The organism is Citrifermentans bemidjiense Bem (assembly GCF_000020725.1).
Taxonomy (GTDB): Bacteria; Desulfobacterota; Desulfuromonadia; order Geobacterales; family Geobacteraceae; genus Geomonas; species Geomonas bemidjiensis.
Map to the genome: position 1 here is coordinate 2,159,563 of NC_011146.1, position 14,544 is coordinate 2,174,106.

Annotated in this window: 13 protein-coding genes and 1 tRNA gene; 6 read left to right on the forward strand and 8 right to left on the reverse strand. The window is 61.7% G+C overall.

The genetic code is table 11. The features are described 5' to 3' along the window. Positions 1 to 25: 25 nt before the first annotated feature. The 3 genes from GBEM_RS20375 to GBEM_RS09365 form a co-directional block, all read right to left on the reverse strand. Positions 26 to 1,975 carry a hybrid sensor histidine kinase/response regulator gene (locus tag GBEM_RS20375; RefSeq protein ID WP_012530298.1) on the reverse strand — a complete coding sequence of 650 codons (1,950 nt, stop codon included), beginning with the start codon at positions 1,973 to 1,975 and terminating at the stop codon, positions 26 to 28. Positions 1,976 to 2,071: 96 nt separating this feature from the next. Further along, positions 2,072 to 2,296: a hypothetical protein gene (locus GBEM_RS09360; RefSeq protein WP_012530299.1), complete on the reverse strand. Its 225-nt coding sequence runs from the start codon at positions 2,294 to 2,296 to the stop codon at positions 2,072 to 2,074. Between the two features lie 91 nt (positions 2,297 to 2,387). Continuing rightward, positions 2,388 to 4,859: a hypothetical protein gene (locus GBEM_RS09365; RefSeq protein ID WP_012530300.1), complete on the reverse strand. Its 2,472-nt coding sequence runs from the start codon at positions 4,857 to 4,859 to the stop codon at positions 2,388 to 2,390. A gap of 228 nt (positions 4,860 to 5,087) precedes the next feature. On the opposite strand from GBEM_RS09365, the gene GBEM_RS09370 reads away from it, so the two are divergent. Next, positions 5,088 to 5,279 carry a hypothetical protein gene (locus tag GBEM_RS09370; RefSeq protein ID WP_012530301.1) on the forward strand — a complete coding sequence of 64 codons (192 nt, stop codon included), beginning with the start codon at positions 5,088 to 5,090 and terminating at the stop codon, positions 5,277 to 5,279. An 83-nt stretch (positions 5,280 to 5,362) separates the two neighbouring features. Here GBEM_RS09370 and GBEM_RS09375 read toward each other — a convergent pair whose 3' ends face one another. From GBEM_RS09375 to GBEM_RS09395, 5 genes are all read right to left on the reverse strand, one after another. Then, the gene (locus GBEM_RS09375) at positions 5,363 to 5,761 is read right to left on the reverse strand and encodes a gamma-glutamylcyclotransferase family protein (RefSeq protein ID WP_012530302.1); all 399 of its coding nucleotides are present in this window, start codon (positions 5,759 to 5,761) and stop codon (positions 5,363 to 5,365) included. A 311-nt stretch (positions 5,762 to 6,072) separates the two neighbouring features. Continuing rightward, on the reverse strand, positions 6,073 to 6,756 hold the full coding sequence (locus tag GBEM_RS09380) for an HAD family hydrolase (protein ID WP_012530303.1): 684 nt from the start codon (positions 6,754 to 6,756) through the stop codon (positions 6,073 to 6,075). 537 nt (positions 6,757 to 7,293) lie between these two features. After that, positions 7,294 to 7,368 (reverse strand) — tRNA-Cys (locus GBEM_RS09385). A gap of 59 nt (positions 7,369 to 7,427) precedes the next feature. Beyond that, positions 7,428 to 8,021 (reverse strand): CDP-diacylglycerol--glycerol-3-phosphate 3-phosphatidyltransferase, encoded by a 594-nt coding sequence (pgsA, locus tag GBEM_RS09390; protein WP_012530304.1) that lies wholly within the window; start codon positions 8,019 to 8,021, stop codon positions 7,428 to 7,430. Positions 8,022 to 8,037: 16 nt separating this feature from the next. Then, on the reverse strand, positions 8,038 to 8,652 hold the full coding sequence (locus GBEM_RS09395) for a lytic transglycosylase domain-containing protein (protein ID WP_012530305.1): 615 nt from the start codon (positions 8,650 to 8,652) through the stop codon (positions 8,038 to 8,040). Between the two features lie 188 nt (positions 8,653 to 8,840). Between GBEM_RS09395 and nadB the strand changes: the two genes are divergently transcribed. The 5 genes from nadB to xerD are packed head-to-tail and all read left to right on the forward strand — an operon-like array spanning position 8,841 to position 14,514. Next, on the forward strand, positions 8,841 to 10,442 hold the full coding sequence (nadB, locus tag GBEM_RS09400) for an L-aspartate oxidase (RefSeq protein ID WP_012530306.1): 1,602 nt from the start codon (positions 8,841 to 8,843) through the stop codon (positions 10,440 to 10,442). A gap of 7 nt (positions 10,443 to 10,449) precedes the next feature. Then, positions 10,450 to 10,725: a chorismate mutase gene (locus GBEM_RS09405; protein WP_012530307.1), complete on the forward strand. Its 276-nt coding sequence runs from the start codon at positions 10,450 to 10,452 to the stop codon at positions 10,723 to 10,725. Between the two features lie 17 nt (positions 10,726 to 10,742). Beyond that, positions 10,743 to 10,952 carry a hypothetical protein gene (locus GBEM_RS09410; RefSeq protein WP_012530308.1) on the forward strand — a complete coding sequence of 70 codons (210 nt, stop codon included), beginning with the start codon at positions 10,743 to 10,745 and terminating at the stop codon, positions 10,950 to 10,952. Further along, a complete protein-coding gene (glnD, locus tag GBEM_RS09415) occupies positions 10,952 to 13,636 on the forward strand; it encodes a [protein-PII] uridylyltransferase (protein WP_012530309.1) in 2,685 nt (894 codons plus the stop codon). The genes GBEM_RS09410 and glnD overlap by 1 nt, the downstream gene beginning before the upstream one ends. Beyond that, positions 13,636 to 14,514, forward strand: coding sequence for a site-specific tyrosine recombinase XerD (gene xerD, locus GBEM_RS09420; RefSeq protein ID WP_012530310.1), 879 nt, complete (start codon positions 13,636 to 13,638; stop codon positions 14,512 to 14,514). Before glnD ends, xerD begins: the two co-directional genes overlap by 1 nt. The last annotated feature ends 30 nt before the right edge of the window (positions 14,515 to 14,544 follow it).

The window sequence follows — 14,544 nt, forward strand, 5'->3', positions numbered from 1 at the left end:
ACGGACGGAACGTTCGGCGTAGCTCTTAAAAGGAGCGCGCGAGCGGCTCGAAAGCCGGCCGCGGTGATCGAGAGGGAAGGAGATGGGACGCAGATGGGACGCAAATGGGACGCAGATGGGACGCAGATGGGACGCAGATGGGACGCAGATGGGAAGGCTCCACGGGGTGGTAAAGGGGGCTTGCAGCCCGCGAGTTACGGTCAAGCGGGGGGATGGGCATGGGGCCACCATGGCGGCTCGGCGACGGGGCTGAATTTTGCGGGTTGCGCACCGGCTCATCGTAGTCAACCGGCAGGACCGATCCCGCCTCCTTGAGCGGGGAGACCAAGGGATGCGGGCGCAGCGCGGGGGCCAGCTCCACCTTCGGGAGCAACACGGAGAAGGTGGTGCCCCGACCCTGGCCGCTCGCCACGTCGATCAACCCGCCGTGCCGCTTCACGATGCCGTAGCTAATGGAGAGGCCGAGCCCTGACCCTTTGCCGACTTCCTTCGTGGTGTAAAAGGGGTCGAAGATCCTGCTTTTCACGCTCTCGTCTATGCCGAGGCCGGTGTCGGAAAAGGAGATCTGCACGTACGGTCCCGCTTTCGCGGTGTGGTGTCCGGCGAGCTCCAGCGCCGAGAGTTCGATGGCGGCTACCTCGATGGTGAGGGTGCCGCCGTGGGGCATGGCGTCCCGTGCGTTGGTGGCGAGGTTCACCAGCACCTGCTCGATCTGGCCCTGGTCCACCAGGATACCTTGCGGCGCGCTCGACAGGTTCAGTACGAAATCCACTTCGTGGCCGATCAACCTTTTCATAAGCCCGGCCACGTTCTGGAGCAGGGCGTTGCACTCGAGCTTGGCGGTTGGGAGCGCTTCCTCCCTGCTGAAGGCGAGGAGGTTCTTCACCAGGGCAATGGCGCGGTGCGACGCGTTCTGGATGTTCTCTAGGAAGCCGCGGTACGGCGCGGGGGGGACGAGCTCCAGCATGAGGAGGTCGGTGTAGCCGATCACCGCGGTCATGATGTTGTTGAAGTCGTGGGCGATCCCGCCGGCGAGGGTTCCTATCGCCTCCATCTTCTGCGCGTGCAGCAGCTGGTTTTCCAGCTTCTTCAGTTCGGTTACGTCGTGGAAGGTCCAGACCCGTCCGGCGGGCCTGCCGTCCTCGGTCAGGCGCGGGCGGGAGAAACGCTCGAAGCACCTGCCGCTACGCAGCTCGACCACGTCGTAGCTTTCGGATTCGGGCTGCCAGTAAAGCTCGCTCACTTTCTCGAAGAAGAGGACCGGGTCCTTGAGCTCTCCCAGAAGCGACAGTAGCAGGTGGTTGCAGTCCCCGCCGGTCAGGTCCTCTTCCTCAAGGCCCCACATTTGGATGAAGCGGCGGTTGTACGCCACGATGTCGCCGTTGGCATCGACTGCCATGATACCGTCCAGAGTGGACTCGATAGTCGCCGACAGCAGGGAGCTGGCCTCGTCGCTGGCCCGGCTGGAATGGCGGTGTTCGCATCTCATCCTGGCTGTCTCCAGCGCCAGTGTCGTCACCGCGGCCATCGCTTCGAGCAGCTCGACCTCCGTTTCGGAGAAGGGGAGGGGGGGCGTGTGCTTCAGCTCTATCCAGGCAACCAGGCCCTTCGTGCTGTCCACCAGGGGGACCGCGGTTGCACCGTCATTGCCGATCCAGACCTCCGGTTGCCGCAGCAGGCGCTGGTAGGTCGCGTGGGTTGCGGCACTGCTGCGGCGCAGCTGGCCCGGGCTCCCGCAGGACAGGCGCTCCGTCACGACGTCGTCGTCGGAGACGATCCCTCCCCTTGCCTCGGCGGCGTCGACCGCCTCCATCGCCGCCTGCAAAAGCACCCCCAGCGCCTCAAGCGGGTCCGGCGTGCCGTTCAGGCGTTTGCAGAGGTCTGCGAGGCAGCGCGCTGAGCCGCCGGGGGGCGCATTCCTGGACGCGTCAGCTGTTTCATTTCCCACTTGCCGGGCCGGTCGGCGAGCTTGCATCGTGTTTCTCCCTTGTCAACGCGGATCGAATCCTTGGCCGGCGCCGTGCGCCGTTGCATGTGGGTGTCAGCATAGACCGCTTTTCTTGTGGTTGTGTTACAGGGCGGTCAAGGTTTCATTAGAAGTGGCGGTTGCACCGGAAGGTGCCGCCCCCGCCCCGAAGCGTCCCGATGGCAGCGGGGCGCCCAGGGGGCGGGAGGTGGGCCAGGTCTGCATCCAGTAGCCGCAGATGAAGCATTTGATGGAGTGGACGGCCCCGGTACTCACCGTCTGTGTCTGGCTCATGATACCGACCTTCGCCCTGCATTTTGGACATTCCATGACGCGTTCTCCTTTGCTGAACTGTTTGTGCTGCTTTGGGACCTGTTACCGCGCTAAAGGACGGCAACGAAGAGGGGCGCCACCCCCGCATCTACCTGGCCCGGTAGAGCGGCGGCGCCTTTGATGCGGCGCCGGTTTTGCCCTTGAGCGCGGCGTCCGCCTCGGCCTGATCGCGCTGCACCGTCATCAGGGTCAGGTTCATGAGGCGCCTGAGGGTTCCAAGGTCCAGCCGCTCGGCGAGGAAGTCGCCGCGCACCTTGGCCAAAAGGGCAGCCGCACCGCGCTCCTCGCCCGCTCCCTGCAGGAGGAGCCGTTCGGCTCCGCTTCCCTCGCAAGCGGCGCGGTCGAGCGCGTGGAAATCCTCCTCCAGCGCGTCGAGCGCCTCCTCCATGTGCTTCCTTCTGAGTCCCTCGCGGTAGTAGCGCTCGGCGCCGCGGTTGAAGTCGTCGGCGTTGACCTTGAGCGGCTGTTTCCCCCCCACTTCGGCCAGGATGCCGCTGGTCAGTTTACCCGCCACCGAAGAGCGCTCCGGATCGACCAGCCGGGCTTCCAGGTCGGCCATGGTCCGCTCTAGCCCCATCATCTCGATCAGGTCCCCTGCGTCCTGGCGCAAGAGCCGCAGCAGGGCGAGGCGATACTCCCCGACCTTGACCCTGGCGTAGCCGGGGTAGCGCCGGCTGTTGCGGACCCCCCTGGTTTTTTCCAGGATGCGCAGCAGGAACCGGTTTGTGCTGTTGCGCCTGACGTAAAAGGTCGGGTTGCCGATCGCGCAGGCGAAAAAGATCTGGCGCCGTTCGCTCTCCAGGGTGGGGTCGTCGGGGATGGATGGGTGGGTGAGGGTCCCCTGCGCCATGTACTTGAAGGCGAGCGCGTTGACCAGCATCTGCAGGTCGGTGGCGCCGGCCAGGTCGTCCCGAATCGAGTCGAACTGGCTGTAGTGGCGTCCTTCGAAGCCGGAAAATCCCATCACGGCGTGCTCGCGCAGCTTGTAGAGGAGGTAGAGCGACATCTGGGAATCGAACACCCCCATCTCGGCAAGGTCGCGTTTCAGCTTGTCGCTGCTTCCCACGCGGCCGTTCAGGGCCGGGCTTTGCGGCGTGCTCATCAGGCAGATCAGGTAGTCGACCAGGCGGAAGTCCGGGACGAAGTCCCCCTTGAGCCCGAAGAGCCCGCTCACCATCCGGTCGATCCACGGCGGTCCGAACGGGGTGACGGGCTGGCCGAACACGGAGATCTTGGCCTTTTTCTGCCAGCGCCTCCAGAGCATGCGCAGGTGGGTGTAGTCGAGTTCGTGCGGCAGGAAGCCGAGCGCCTTCTCGGGATGGAAGGCGGTGTACCCCAGCCGGTAGGGGGCCGCCGAGTAGGTCCCGACGAAGAGCGGCAGGAAGTGCTCCGCCATCTTGATGGCGAGATCCCCCAGGTACTTCTCGTGCGCCTGGGAGAAGCCTGAGGCCGGGTCGGAGAGGAGGTTCCCCAGCCTGCGGCTCCCCAGGCTCACGTGGGTGCCGTTGTTGGCCAGGCTCACGTTGGAGACGTTCGGGAGCACCACCAGGTTGTTGGTGATGATCCCCGCCTCGCGCAGCTTGGCGACCGCGTTCAGCTGGCTTCTGGAGAGGACCTGGTGGCAAAGCTGCATGTAGCGGTACTTCTCCTCGCCCCGGTCCCAGCCGGAGAGGCAGGGACTCATGAAGAGGTCGCGGTAGAAGGCGTCGGGAACGTGGTCGTTCAGCTCCTTTTGCCTGAGCGGCGGGTGCGGCGCGAAGTAGACCATGGCGCGCTGGCCGCTCTCTTTAAGCCCGAAGCTATAGTTGGTGTGCATGGCGAGCATCTGGGTGAAGAGGAAGCGCTTGGAGGTTTCCCTGGCGAGCGCCCGCCCCATTCCCCCCTGCCGGGTGAGCGGCACCACGTGGAAGGAAAAGGTTTCGGGGGAGGTGTTGTCATTCAGGTAGTGCCCCAGAAGTCTCTTGCCGGTTTCCACAAGCGGAGCAGGAAGTTTTTGAGAGCCGATCAGGTCGGCGAGGGAGAGTTTCAGGAGATAGCTGACGGGGACCCTGAGTTGCTGCGTCCCGTCCGGCGCGGTGACGAAGAAGCGCCCGGCGTCGCTGCGCCGTCCAGCCTGCGGGCTCTTCTTGTCGGCCGAGAGGTCGTTATCGAATACCCGCAGCGCGAAGGGGGAGAGGCTTCTTGCCGGAAACCTCACCCAGCTGTTTTCCCAGACGTTTTCCCTGTTCCCCGCCAGGTAGCGCTCGAGCTCCGTGATCAGTCGCTTTGGGGTCTCGCCTGCAGCGGCGCGTTTGGCGATGTTGGCGAAGTAGTCGGATTGCTCGATCACCAGCGGCAGGTCGACCCTGGTCCGATCCCCAGCCACCACGGCTTGCAGCTCGGTCTCGGTCCCCCCGGTGGTGTCGCCGGCGGCGAAGGGTAGGCGTTCCAGAGAACCCGCCGCTGTCGGCTCCTGTCCGACGAGCCTCGTCATGACGTTTCTGAGGAAATGGGGATGGAGTTCGGTGATGGTGGCAGGCGAGGAGAGGGAAGTGGGGGTAGCGTCCAGCTGTCGTGACATTGCAGGCCTCCTTTACGGGCAACTCGTCTCCAGAGGATGTTGCCGTCTGGCAGCCCTTATTTAGCGCAGCAATGTGGAAATGGTGTGAACAAACGGTGAAACCTACGTTACCCCTGCCCGCCGCGGCCAAAAGTCGTGAAAAATTTACCTGGCGGCAACCTTTCCTTAACGTTGAGAAGGTAACCTTGCCTTAAAGAAGGCGAGCTCTAACATGAAAAGGAGGGTTTTATGCAGCTTATGCCGCGGGGTGATCACTACGTCTGGTACTGCGATTGGTGCGACACGAGGAACCTGACCCACTGGGTCAGGGTGGAGAGAGACGAGGTCTGCTGCGCGGCCTGTCAGAAGAAGTACCCGGTGATGGAGAACCTGCGGCAGGCGAAGGGGAAGGGCGTGCCGCACTACTACCAGATCCTCTGAGACTGAGGCACTGCTGGAGCTAACGGGTGCCGACGTAGCGGGTCGGAACCCTTCTGCCGCGCCTGCGGCGGGGGCGCCCCCCTTTACTTCGCTGCGCTGTAGAAGAGCGTGCGCGCCATCTCGGTGGCGGAGGTGCGGAAGCTCTCCTGCGGGTGCACCTTGCAGTAGCTCTCGATGAGCTGCATCGCCGGCTCATCGTTGGCGGTTGCCCTTTTCCGTTTCCACCACGAGAAGCTCCTTCCTGTAGTGCCCCTGCGGCACCCCCTCGAATGGTCCAGGCGACCCTCGTCTTCCTCGGAGAGGGCGTACACGGTCCCGAAGACGACGTCGGCAACCGAGCGGACGACACTCGCATAGCCGCGGGTCGTTATGATCCAGCGATAGCCGATCAGCACCCCAGCGCCTATGGTCCGGCAGCCGGGGCAGCGGCTCCTCATCTGTTTGAGCCACAGGTTGGAGCCGTAGGCGAAATAGGGCTTCATGCCCACCTCCTGTCCTAGTCGTGGGAAAAGAGATCCGGCTTCGCCCCGCCGACTCGGGCTGTTGCCGCACGAATCCGTGGTTTGTGTTCGTTTCCACTGCGGTTGTGGATAGAGCCCTTATTGCTGTGGATTGTTAACGTGAATGTAACGTGTTTTTAACTGCTTTAGCGTTTTGCACATGGATTCGACAGAGAACTTAACCTGCTGGAATTACCGCCGACTCTTATGGCCCCGTTTCGGTAAGAAACCGTTCGGCCTCTCCATGCCGTAACACGGGCAGAAGAGGTTGATAAACCGCCGATCAGGCGGAGTTATGCACACGCAGGCGGGGCGTCGGAAGAGCTGGACAGGTCGACGCTGCAGAGCGAATCCACGATCCAAGTCGCCTCTACCAGACGCTCTCGCGGATAACTGTTGGTGACGGCCAAGACCTTGACGCCGGCGCCCGTCGCCGACGCGATACCCGCAGGGGTGTCCTCGATGGCGAGTGTGGTTGAGGCGTCTACGGCGGGGAAGATCTTCCGCAGTCGCGCCACGGCCGTCCGATAGCTCTCGGGATCGGGCTTGCTCGCCGCCACCTCGTCGGCGGTCACCATGGCGTCGAAACTGCCGGCCAGCCCGAGCAGGGCCAGCACCGGCACTACGTCGCTCCTCCGGGCGCCGCTGCAAAGGGCAACAGGGAGGCGGACTGAGAGGGCACGAATCAGCTCCACCACCCCCGGGTACGGAGTCACCCCGGCTGAGACCATGTCCGTGAAGGCGAGCCCCTTGAGGCGTATCAGATCGTCGAGCTCGGCGTCGTAAAGCGGGCGCCCTTCGATCCGGAACACTTTACGGAAGGCGTCGCGGTCGTCGAGGCCGAGAAAGCCGTCGAGATAATCCTGCCACGGAAAGCCCAGGCCGAGGGGGGCGAGCACCTTCTGAAATGCCTCGTAGTGCGCCGGCTCGGTGTCCACTATGATCCCATCGAAATCAAAAATCACTGCGCTGAACATGGACGCTCCTCTTGGAAAGGGACTCGGCACTTTTGTGCCATGGTGAGAAGTTGTATCCCATGCTCGTTAAAGTGCCGTGAACAATCGATCATAGTTGTGTGAATAAGTTAATTCTCCTTGTGCGGCTGTAGTGCAAACATTCAACACCTGACCTTTATACAGGAACCAGCAAGCCTATTAACAGAAACAGGGACAGAATATTCTGTCCCTGTTCTGCTTTCTGCAAGACAAGTTCACCTAGTTGTAACTTAACTGTTGCATGCAGGAAGCATTTGTTTCCTATATGCAATGACATCATTCTGAAAAGGAGCATACGGTGTATTTGAGCCGGTAGCTGAAAGGAGGCTGAGATGGGGTTTGCAGGAGTTGGCGCAGGGGTGGCGTGTACTCGGCATACGAACTGATAGTACCTTCAGGAGTATGGAATTGTGAGCGGGACGGGAAGCACAGGTCTGATGAGATAAATAGAGGCCACGGCAGGGGGCGCGGACAAAACAAAAGGGGTTAGCTTATAAAAGCTAACCCCTTTGTCTTTATTGGAGGCGGCAATCGGATTTGAACCGATGAGTGAAGGATTTGCAGTCCTTTGCCTTACCACTTGGCCATGCCGCCTTGTGCATCGAAGGAACCCGTTTATAACCTGAAACATTCTCTGTGTCAACGGGAAATTTCTACTTGGCTATGACCCTGACGAACTTATTGAGATAGTCGACACCGGACCAGATAGTTATCACAGTGGCGATCCAAAGATAGAACATCCCGACGTTGTGCATGTTCACTACCAGCAATGGATGGTCGATGGAAAAGAACCAGCGGTAGTCGTAGTGCAGCAACAGGCCGATGATGGCGACCAGTTGGAAGATGGTCTTGAACTTCCCCAGATTGCTCGCGGGTATCACGATCCCCTCGGTGGAGGCGATGCCGCGCAGCCCGGTGATGATCATCTCCCGCCCGAGGATCACCAGCACCATCCAGGCCGGAACCCGGTCGAAGGGAAGGATCATGATCAGGGCGGCCATGACGATCAGCTTGTCGGCGATCGGGTCCAGGAACTTCCCGAACACGGTGACGATCCCCATGCGGCGGGCCAGGTAGCCGTCCAGCCAGTCGGTCACCGACGCCGCGGCAAAGAGCGCCGCGGCCCAGAAGCAGGGCTCGCGCTCAGGCGACAGGAGCAGGACGCACAGAATCGGTATCGCCGCGATCCGCACCATGGTGAGGATGTTGGGGATGTTCATTATCTTCGCTGGGGGGGGGGAGGACATGCTGTATGCCTTTGCGCTATCTGTAGTTGTTCCGGTAACTCAATACTTTGGCCACGTAACTCTGCGTTTCCTTGAAGGGGGGGATGCCGCCGTACTTGGCGACGGACCCCATGCCCGAGTTGTAGGCGGCCAAAGCCAGCGACTCGTCTCCCTTGAAGGTGTCCAGAAGGAACCTCAGGTAGCGTACCCCGCCGCGGATGTTGTCGGAGGGGTTGAAGCAATCCGAGACCTTGAGCCCCTGGGCGGTCTTGGGCATCAGCTGCATGAGCCCTTGGGCCCCCTTGGACGAGACGGCGGAGGGGTTGTAGCCGGACTCGGCATGGATTACGGCTTTGACCAGCGAGCTGTCGACGCCGAACTCGCGTGAGCAGGAGTTGATTATGGGCTCGAATTCTGCGGGGTTCCTGGCGTAGCCGGGGAGCTTGAAGGCGGTCCTTAGTTTCTTGTCCTTCTTTATGTCCCTCATGAACACCTTGAACCGCTTGTCGGTAGGTGCATCGGTGAAGTGCAGGGTCCCGTCGGGATCCTCGTAACGGTATATGTCGGCACGGGCCGGGGCGAGGGGGGCGCTGGAGAGCGCCAGCAGCGTCGCCAACCCCGCAAAAAGCAGTCGTTGAGACCTACAGGGCATGAGCTTCCTTTTTTAATGGGTGAGAGAAATCAGCCACCGGAAATATAGACCAATAAGCATGATAATTCAAGGTCTAATGTGAACCGAAGGGGCGATAACCTGTCAAAAGTCTTGACAAAAATCCCGCGGAGATCAATAATTTGCCGGTTTTTCAATCAAACGGCCGATTATAGGCTAGCGGGGGAGATATGAAGGTGCAGAGTGATTTTCTTGTCATTGGCAGCGGCATCGCGGGGCTTTCCTTCGCGCTGCAAGCGGCGGCTCACGGTACTGTCGCCCTGCTTGCCAAACGTGATATAGCGGAGACCGCTACTAACTACGCCCAAGGGGGGATCGCGTCGGTTTCCTCCAACGAGGACTCCTTCGACGCCCACGTGCAGGACACCCTGGTTGCGGGCGCCGGCATCTGCCACGAAGACGTGGTGCGCCTGGTGGTCGAGGAAGGACCGCAGGTGATCGCCAACCTCATCGAGTGGGGGGTGAAATTCACCAGGAACACCAGCGGCGAGGCCTACGACCTCACCCGGGAAGGGGGGCACAGCCAGCGGCGCATCCTGCACGCAGCCGACATCACCGGCCGGGAGATCCAGCGCGCGCTGGTCGAGGCGGCCCACGCCCACGACAACATCACCATCTACGAAAACCATGCGGCCATCGACCTGATCACCGAGTCCAAGGTGCTCAAGAAGAAAACGGACCAAAACCGATGCCTGGGCGCCCACGTCCTCGACGTGAAGGCGGGCGTGGTGAAGACCTTCAGCTCCCGCATCACGCTTTTAGCCTCGGGAGGGGCCGGGAAGGTCTATCTATATACCTGCAACCCGGACATAGCCTCCGGCGACGGGGTCGCCATGGCCTACCGCGCCGGCGCCACCATTGCCAACATGGAGTTCATGCAGTTCCACCCGACCACGCTCTTCCACCCCAACGCGCGCTCTTTCCTGATCTCGGAGGCGGTACGCGGCGAGGGGGCGATCCTCAAGCGGCGCGACGGCACCGCCTTCATGGAGCGCTACCATCACCTCAAAGACCTGGCCCCCCGCGACATCGTGGCCCGCGCCATCGACAACGAGATGAAGACCCACGGTGACGACTGCGTCTACCTGGACATCAGGCACCGCGGCGCCGAATATATCACTTCCCGCTTCCCCAACATCTACCAGACCTGCCTCGACTACGGCATCGACATGACCAAGGAGATGATCCCGGTCGTGCCCGCTGCGCATTATCTGTGCGGCGGGGTGGCGGTGGACAAGAACGCCGAGACCGACGTGAAGCACCTCTACGCCATCGGCGAGGTTGCCTTCACCGGCCTGCACGGCGCCAACCGGCTCGCCAGCAACTCCCTTCTGGAAGCGGCCGTCTACGCCGGGCGCGCCTTCCACCACGCCGTCGAAATCCTAAAGGGGGGGGGCTTTCCTTCCTACGCCATCCCCGAGTGGGACAGCGGCACCGCTACGAACTCCGACGAAATGGTCGTCGTCTCGCAGAACTGGGACGAGATCAGGCGCTTCATGTCCAACTACGTGGGGATCGTGAGAAGCGACAAGAGGCTCGCGCGCGCCATGCACCGCATCGAGCTGATCCAGGACGAGATCGAGGAGTACTACTGGAACTTCATCGTCACCTCGGACCTGATCGAGCTCAGAAACATCGCCACCGTCGCCCAGCTCATCGTCACCTGCGCCCAGATGAGGAAGGAGTCGCGCGGGCTCAACTACAACATCGATTACCCGAACGTGGACGACGCCAACTGGAAGCGCGACACCTTCGTCAAGAAGCAGTTCTGAGGAAGACATGACCATAGACGAGATCAGGCAAGAGATAGACCGGCTGGACAGTGAACTGCTGCGTATTTTCAACGAGCGGGCCTCTCTTGCCCTGAAGATCGGTGAAATCAAGAAGGGTCTCGATCTGCCGGTCTACGACCCCGCGCGGGAAAAGCGGATCTTCACCAGGATGAGTGCTGAAAACAGCGGTCCCCTGGACGACCAGGCCATCGTGCGGCTCTTCGAGAGGGTGGTCGACGAATCCCGCCGCCTGGAGCGGATCAACACCGCAGGGGATCACTGAGGCAACAGGAGGTTCAAGTGCTTATAGTAATGCGCAAGACGGCCGACGAAGGGGCGCAGGACACCATAAAGGCGTACCTCATCGACCGCGGTTTCGACATACATCAATCCACCGGCGCCAACCGCGTCATCATCGGCGTGATCGGCGACACGGAGAGCATACCGGAGGCGGAGATAGCGGCGTTCCCTGGCGTGCTGCAGGTGGTCCGTATCGCCAAGGAAGAGTGATGCGCCTGAACATCAACGCATACCTCTCCGAGTCGCTCAAAGGCGACGGCAAGAGCTTCGAGGAGAAGCGCGGCGCCTACTTCGCGGCTGCGCGCGAGTTCCTGGAACACTTCAGGGAGGAGTCCAAGCGCGGGCATCGCGAGGGGGAGGACGGCATCTCAGTGGTGCAGTCGATCACGGCGATGACCGACGCCCTGGTGGTCCGGCTTTTCACGGCGCTCTCCGACGACCTGCAGATGCATAAGACCGGGCAGCTTGCGCTGGTGGCGGTCGGGGGGTACGGCCGGCGCGAGCTGAACCCTTACTCAGACCTCGACCTGATGTTTCTCTACAGCGGCAAGGAGTCCAAGGTGGTGGAGGAGGCGGCCAACCGTCTGCTCTATTTCCTGTGGGACCTGCGCCTGGACGTCGGCTACTCGGTGCGCACCCTTTCTGACTGCGTCGAGATGGCGGGGGGGGACCTGACCGTCAAGACGGCGCTTCTGGACGCGCGCCTTCTGACCGGGAGCGAGCAGCTCTACAACGACCTGAAGAAGCTGATGGTGACCCAGGTGCTCTCCAAGAGAAGCGACTCCTTCATCTCGGCGAAGCTCGACGAGCTCAAGAAGCGGCGCGAGAAGTACGGCTCCAGCGTCTATATCCTGGAACCCAACATCAAGGAAGGGGAGGGGTGCCTGCGCGACCTGCATACTGCGATGTGGGTGGCGAAGATCAAATACAAGGTGGACGAGCCGCGCGAGCTGGTGATCAAGGGGGTGCTTTCCGAGGAGGAGCTGGGGCTTTACTACAGCTCGCTCAACTACCTCTGGCGCATCAGAAACGAGCTCCACTACTTGGCCGGCAGGAAGAACGACCAGCTTACCTTCGATGCGCAGACCTCCATCGCCCGTTTCTTCGGCTATGAAGACAGCGGCAAGACCCTGGCGGTCGAGCAGTTCATGCAGGACTTCTACCTGCACGCCAACCGCGTCGAGCATTTCTCGTCTTTATTGATTACCAAGTGCACCCAGCGCGACGAAGGCAAGCGCAAGATCCTGGGATACTTCACCCGCAGGCCGGTAGGCGACGGCTGCTACGTGGTGAAGGGCGAGCTGGTGGTCCCCGACGAGTCGGTGATCGCCAAGGAGCCGGTCCGCCTGATGCGGATCTTCGAGCATGCCCAGAAGCAGGGGGTTACGCTGGCCCTTGGGACCAAGCGGCTGGTGCGGGACAATCTGGACCTGGTGAACGACAAGTTCCGCCGTTCCAAGGAGGCCGGCACCTCCTTCGTCAATATCCTGCAGTCCGAGAAGGGGCTTGCCGAGACCCTGCAGCAGATGCACCACCTGGGATTTTTGAACCGTTTCATCCCGGAGTTCGAGCGGATCTACTGCAAGGTGCAGCACGACGCCTACCACATCTATACGGTCGATACCCACACGCTCTTCGCCGTCGAGGAGATCGTCAAGCTGTGTCGCGGCGACCACGCGGATACCCTGCCGCTTTTGACCCAGCTCGCCCGGGAAGTGGACAAGCGCTGGCTGCTGATACTGGCGGTGATGCTCCACGACATCGGGAAAGGTGGCGGGGGCGGCCACGCCGAGATCGGGGCCGAGCTCTCCAAGACCATCGCCAGGCGGCTGGGGCTTACCCGCGAGGACACCGAGAGGCTGCAGTTCCTGGTACGGCACCATCTGCTATTGGCCCACATAGCCCAGCGGCGCGACCTGCACGACGAGAGGATGATCATCCAGTTTGCCCGCCAGATGGAGAAGAGCGAGAACCTGAAGATGCTTTATCTCCTCACCTACGCGGACATCAAGGCGGTGGGGCCCGAGGTTTGGACCGAGTGGAAGGCGCTTCTCTTGCAGGAGCTCTACGATAAGGCGTTCCGGGTGCTGGAGCGCGGCGACTTCAAGCTGGAGGCCTCCGGAGACCGGGTGCGCCGGGTGAAAAAGACCGTCTTCGAACTTCTGGCCGACGACTACCCGGGCCAATTGGTCAAGGACGAGCTGCAGGCGCTCTCCACCAGACATCTCCTTTCCTATTCCCCCGAGATCATCGCGGCGCACGTCCGGACGCTTTTGAGGCTCCCGAAGGAACAGATGGTGGTCCAGCTCGCTCACGAGGTGGACAAGGGGTACACCAACTGCACCGTCTGCACCTACGACATTCCCGGTCTTTTCTCCATGATCACCGGTGTCGTTGCCGCCAACGGCATGAACATCCTCGGCGCCCAGATCCACACCAACACCAACGAGAAGGTGCTGGACATCCTCCAGGTCGGCTCCCCCCAGGGGTTCGTCATCACCGAGGAGAGCCGCTGGACCCGTTTCCAGAACGATCTCAGGCAGGTGCTGGAAGGGAAGGTGAAGGTGAGCGCCCTGGTGGCGAAGAGGCACCGCCCGAGCATCCTGTCCGAGAAGGCCAAGCCGACCGTGCCGGCGCGGGTGGAGATCGACAACGAGGTTTCCTCCGACTACACGGTCATCGACATCTACGCCCACGACAAGATCGGGCTTTTGTACGGCATCACCAGCACCCTGACCCGGCTCGGGCTCTACATCGGCGTCTCCAAGATCTCCACCAAGGTGGATCAGGTCGCCGACGTCTTCTACGTGAAGGACATCTTCGGGCAGAAGATCATGAACCCCGGCAAGCTTGAGGAGATCCGCAAGGAGCTCCTCGACGCAGTCGACGGCTAGTGGACCGCTACCTCGATCTTTTTCTGAACTACCTCCTGGTGGAGAAGGGGGCGGCGGCGAACACGGTCTCCGCGTACAGCCGCGACCTGAACCGTTATCTCCTCTTTCTGGGCGAGCGGGAGCCGGACGGCATCCGCCCGAGCGACGTCACCGGATTCCTGGCCAAGCTGAAGGGGGAGGGGATAGCCCCCAGGAGCCGTGCCCGGGCTCTTTCCGCCCTGAGGATGCTGCATCGTTTCCTGCTGCGGGAGGGGTATAGCGAGCTGAACCCGACCGCCATCATAGAGGCCCCCAAAGGGGTGCGGAAGCTGCCGGCGGTCCTTTCCGGACGCGAGGTCGAGGCGCTTTTGAGCTCACCGCTCGACACCGGCGCCCAGGAGCTGCGGGACAAGGCGATGCTGGAGCTTTTATACGCCACCGGGCTGCGCGTCTCCGAACTGGTGGGGTTGAAGCTTAGCGAGGTGAACCTTTCCGCCGGCTATCTGATGACCATCGGCAAGGGGGACAAAGAGAGGCTGGTGCCGATGGGCGAGAGCGCCTGCCACGCCACCGGGGTCTATCTGCAGCAGGCGCGCGGCGAGCTGTTGAAGGAGAAGGCGAGTACGCTTCTTTTTCTGAGCCGGCTGGGCGGGGGGATGAGTCGCCAGGCCTTTTGGAACATCATCAAGAAAAGGGCGTTGCAGGCCGGGGTGAGGACGAGCATATCGCCGCACACCCTGCGTCACTCCTTTGCCACGCATCTTTTGGAGAACGGCGCCGATTTAAGGAGCGTGCAGATCATGTTGGGTCACGCCGACCTTTCCTCCACCCAGATCTACACCCACGTGACGCGAGAGAGGATGAAAAAGCTGCACGCCGATTTTCACCCCAGGGGATAGTGTCCATGAGGTCCATGGGGTCCATAGAGT

Coding starts and splice junctions, on each gene's coding strand:
- GBEM_RS09405 (WP_012530307.1), top strand. CDS start 10,450: ATGACCATAGACGAGATCAGGCAAGAGATAGACCGGCTGGACAGTGAA.
- GBEM_RS09365 (WP_012530300.1), bottom strand. CDS start 4,859: ATGTCACGACAGCTGGACGCTACCCCCACTTCCCTCTCCTCGCCTGCC.
- nadB (WP_012530306.1), top strand. CDS start 8,841: ATGAAGGTGCAGAGTGATTTTCTTGTCATTGGCAGCGGCATCGCGGGG.
- pgsA (WP_012530304.1), bottom strand. CDS start 8,021: ATGTCCTCCCCCCCCCCAGCGAAGATAATGAACATCCCCAACATCCTC.
- glnD (WP_012530309.1), top strand. CDS start 10,952: ATGCGCCTGAACATCAACGCATACCTCTCCGAGTCGCTCAAAGGCGAC.
- GBEM_RS09395 (WP_012530305.1), bottom strand. CDS start 8,652: ATGCCCTGTAGGTCTCAACGACTGCTTTTTGCGGGGTTGGCGACGCTG.
- GBEM_RS09370 (WP_012530301.1), top strand. CDS start 5,088: ATGCAGCTTATGCCGCGGGGTGATCACTACGTCTGGTACTGCGATTGG.
- GBEM_RS09360 (WP_012530299.1), bottom strand. CDS start 2,296: ATGGAATGTCCAAAATGCAGGGCGAAGGTCGGTATCATGAGCCAGACA.
- GBEM_RS09375 (WP_012530302.1), bottom strand. CDS start 5,761: ATGAAGCCCTATTTCGCCTACGGCTCCAACCTGTGGCTCAAACAGATG.
- GBEM_RS20375 (WP_012530298.1), bottom strand. CDS start 1,975: ATGCAAGCTCGCCGACCGGCCCGGCAAGTGGGAAATGAAACAGCTGAC.
- GBEM_RS09380 (WP_012530303.1), bottom strand. CDS start 6,756: ATGTTCAGCGCAGTGATTTTTGATTTCGATGGGATCATAGTGGACACC.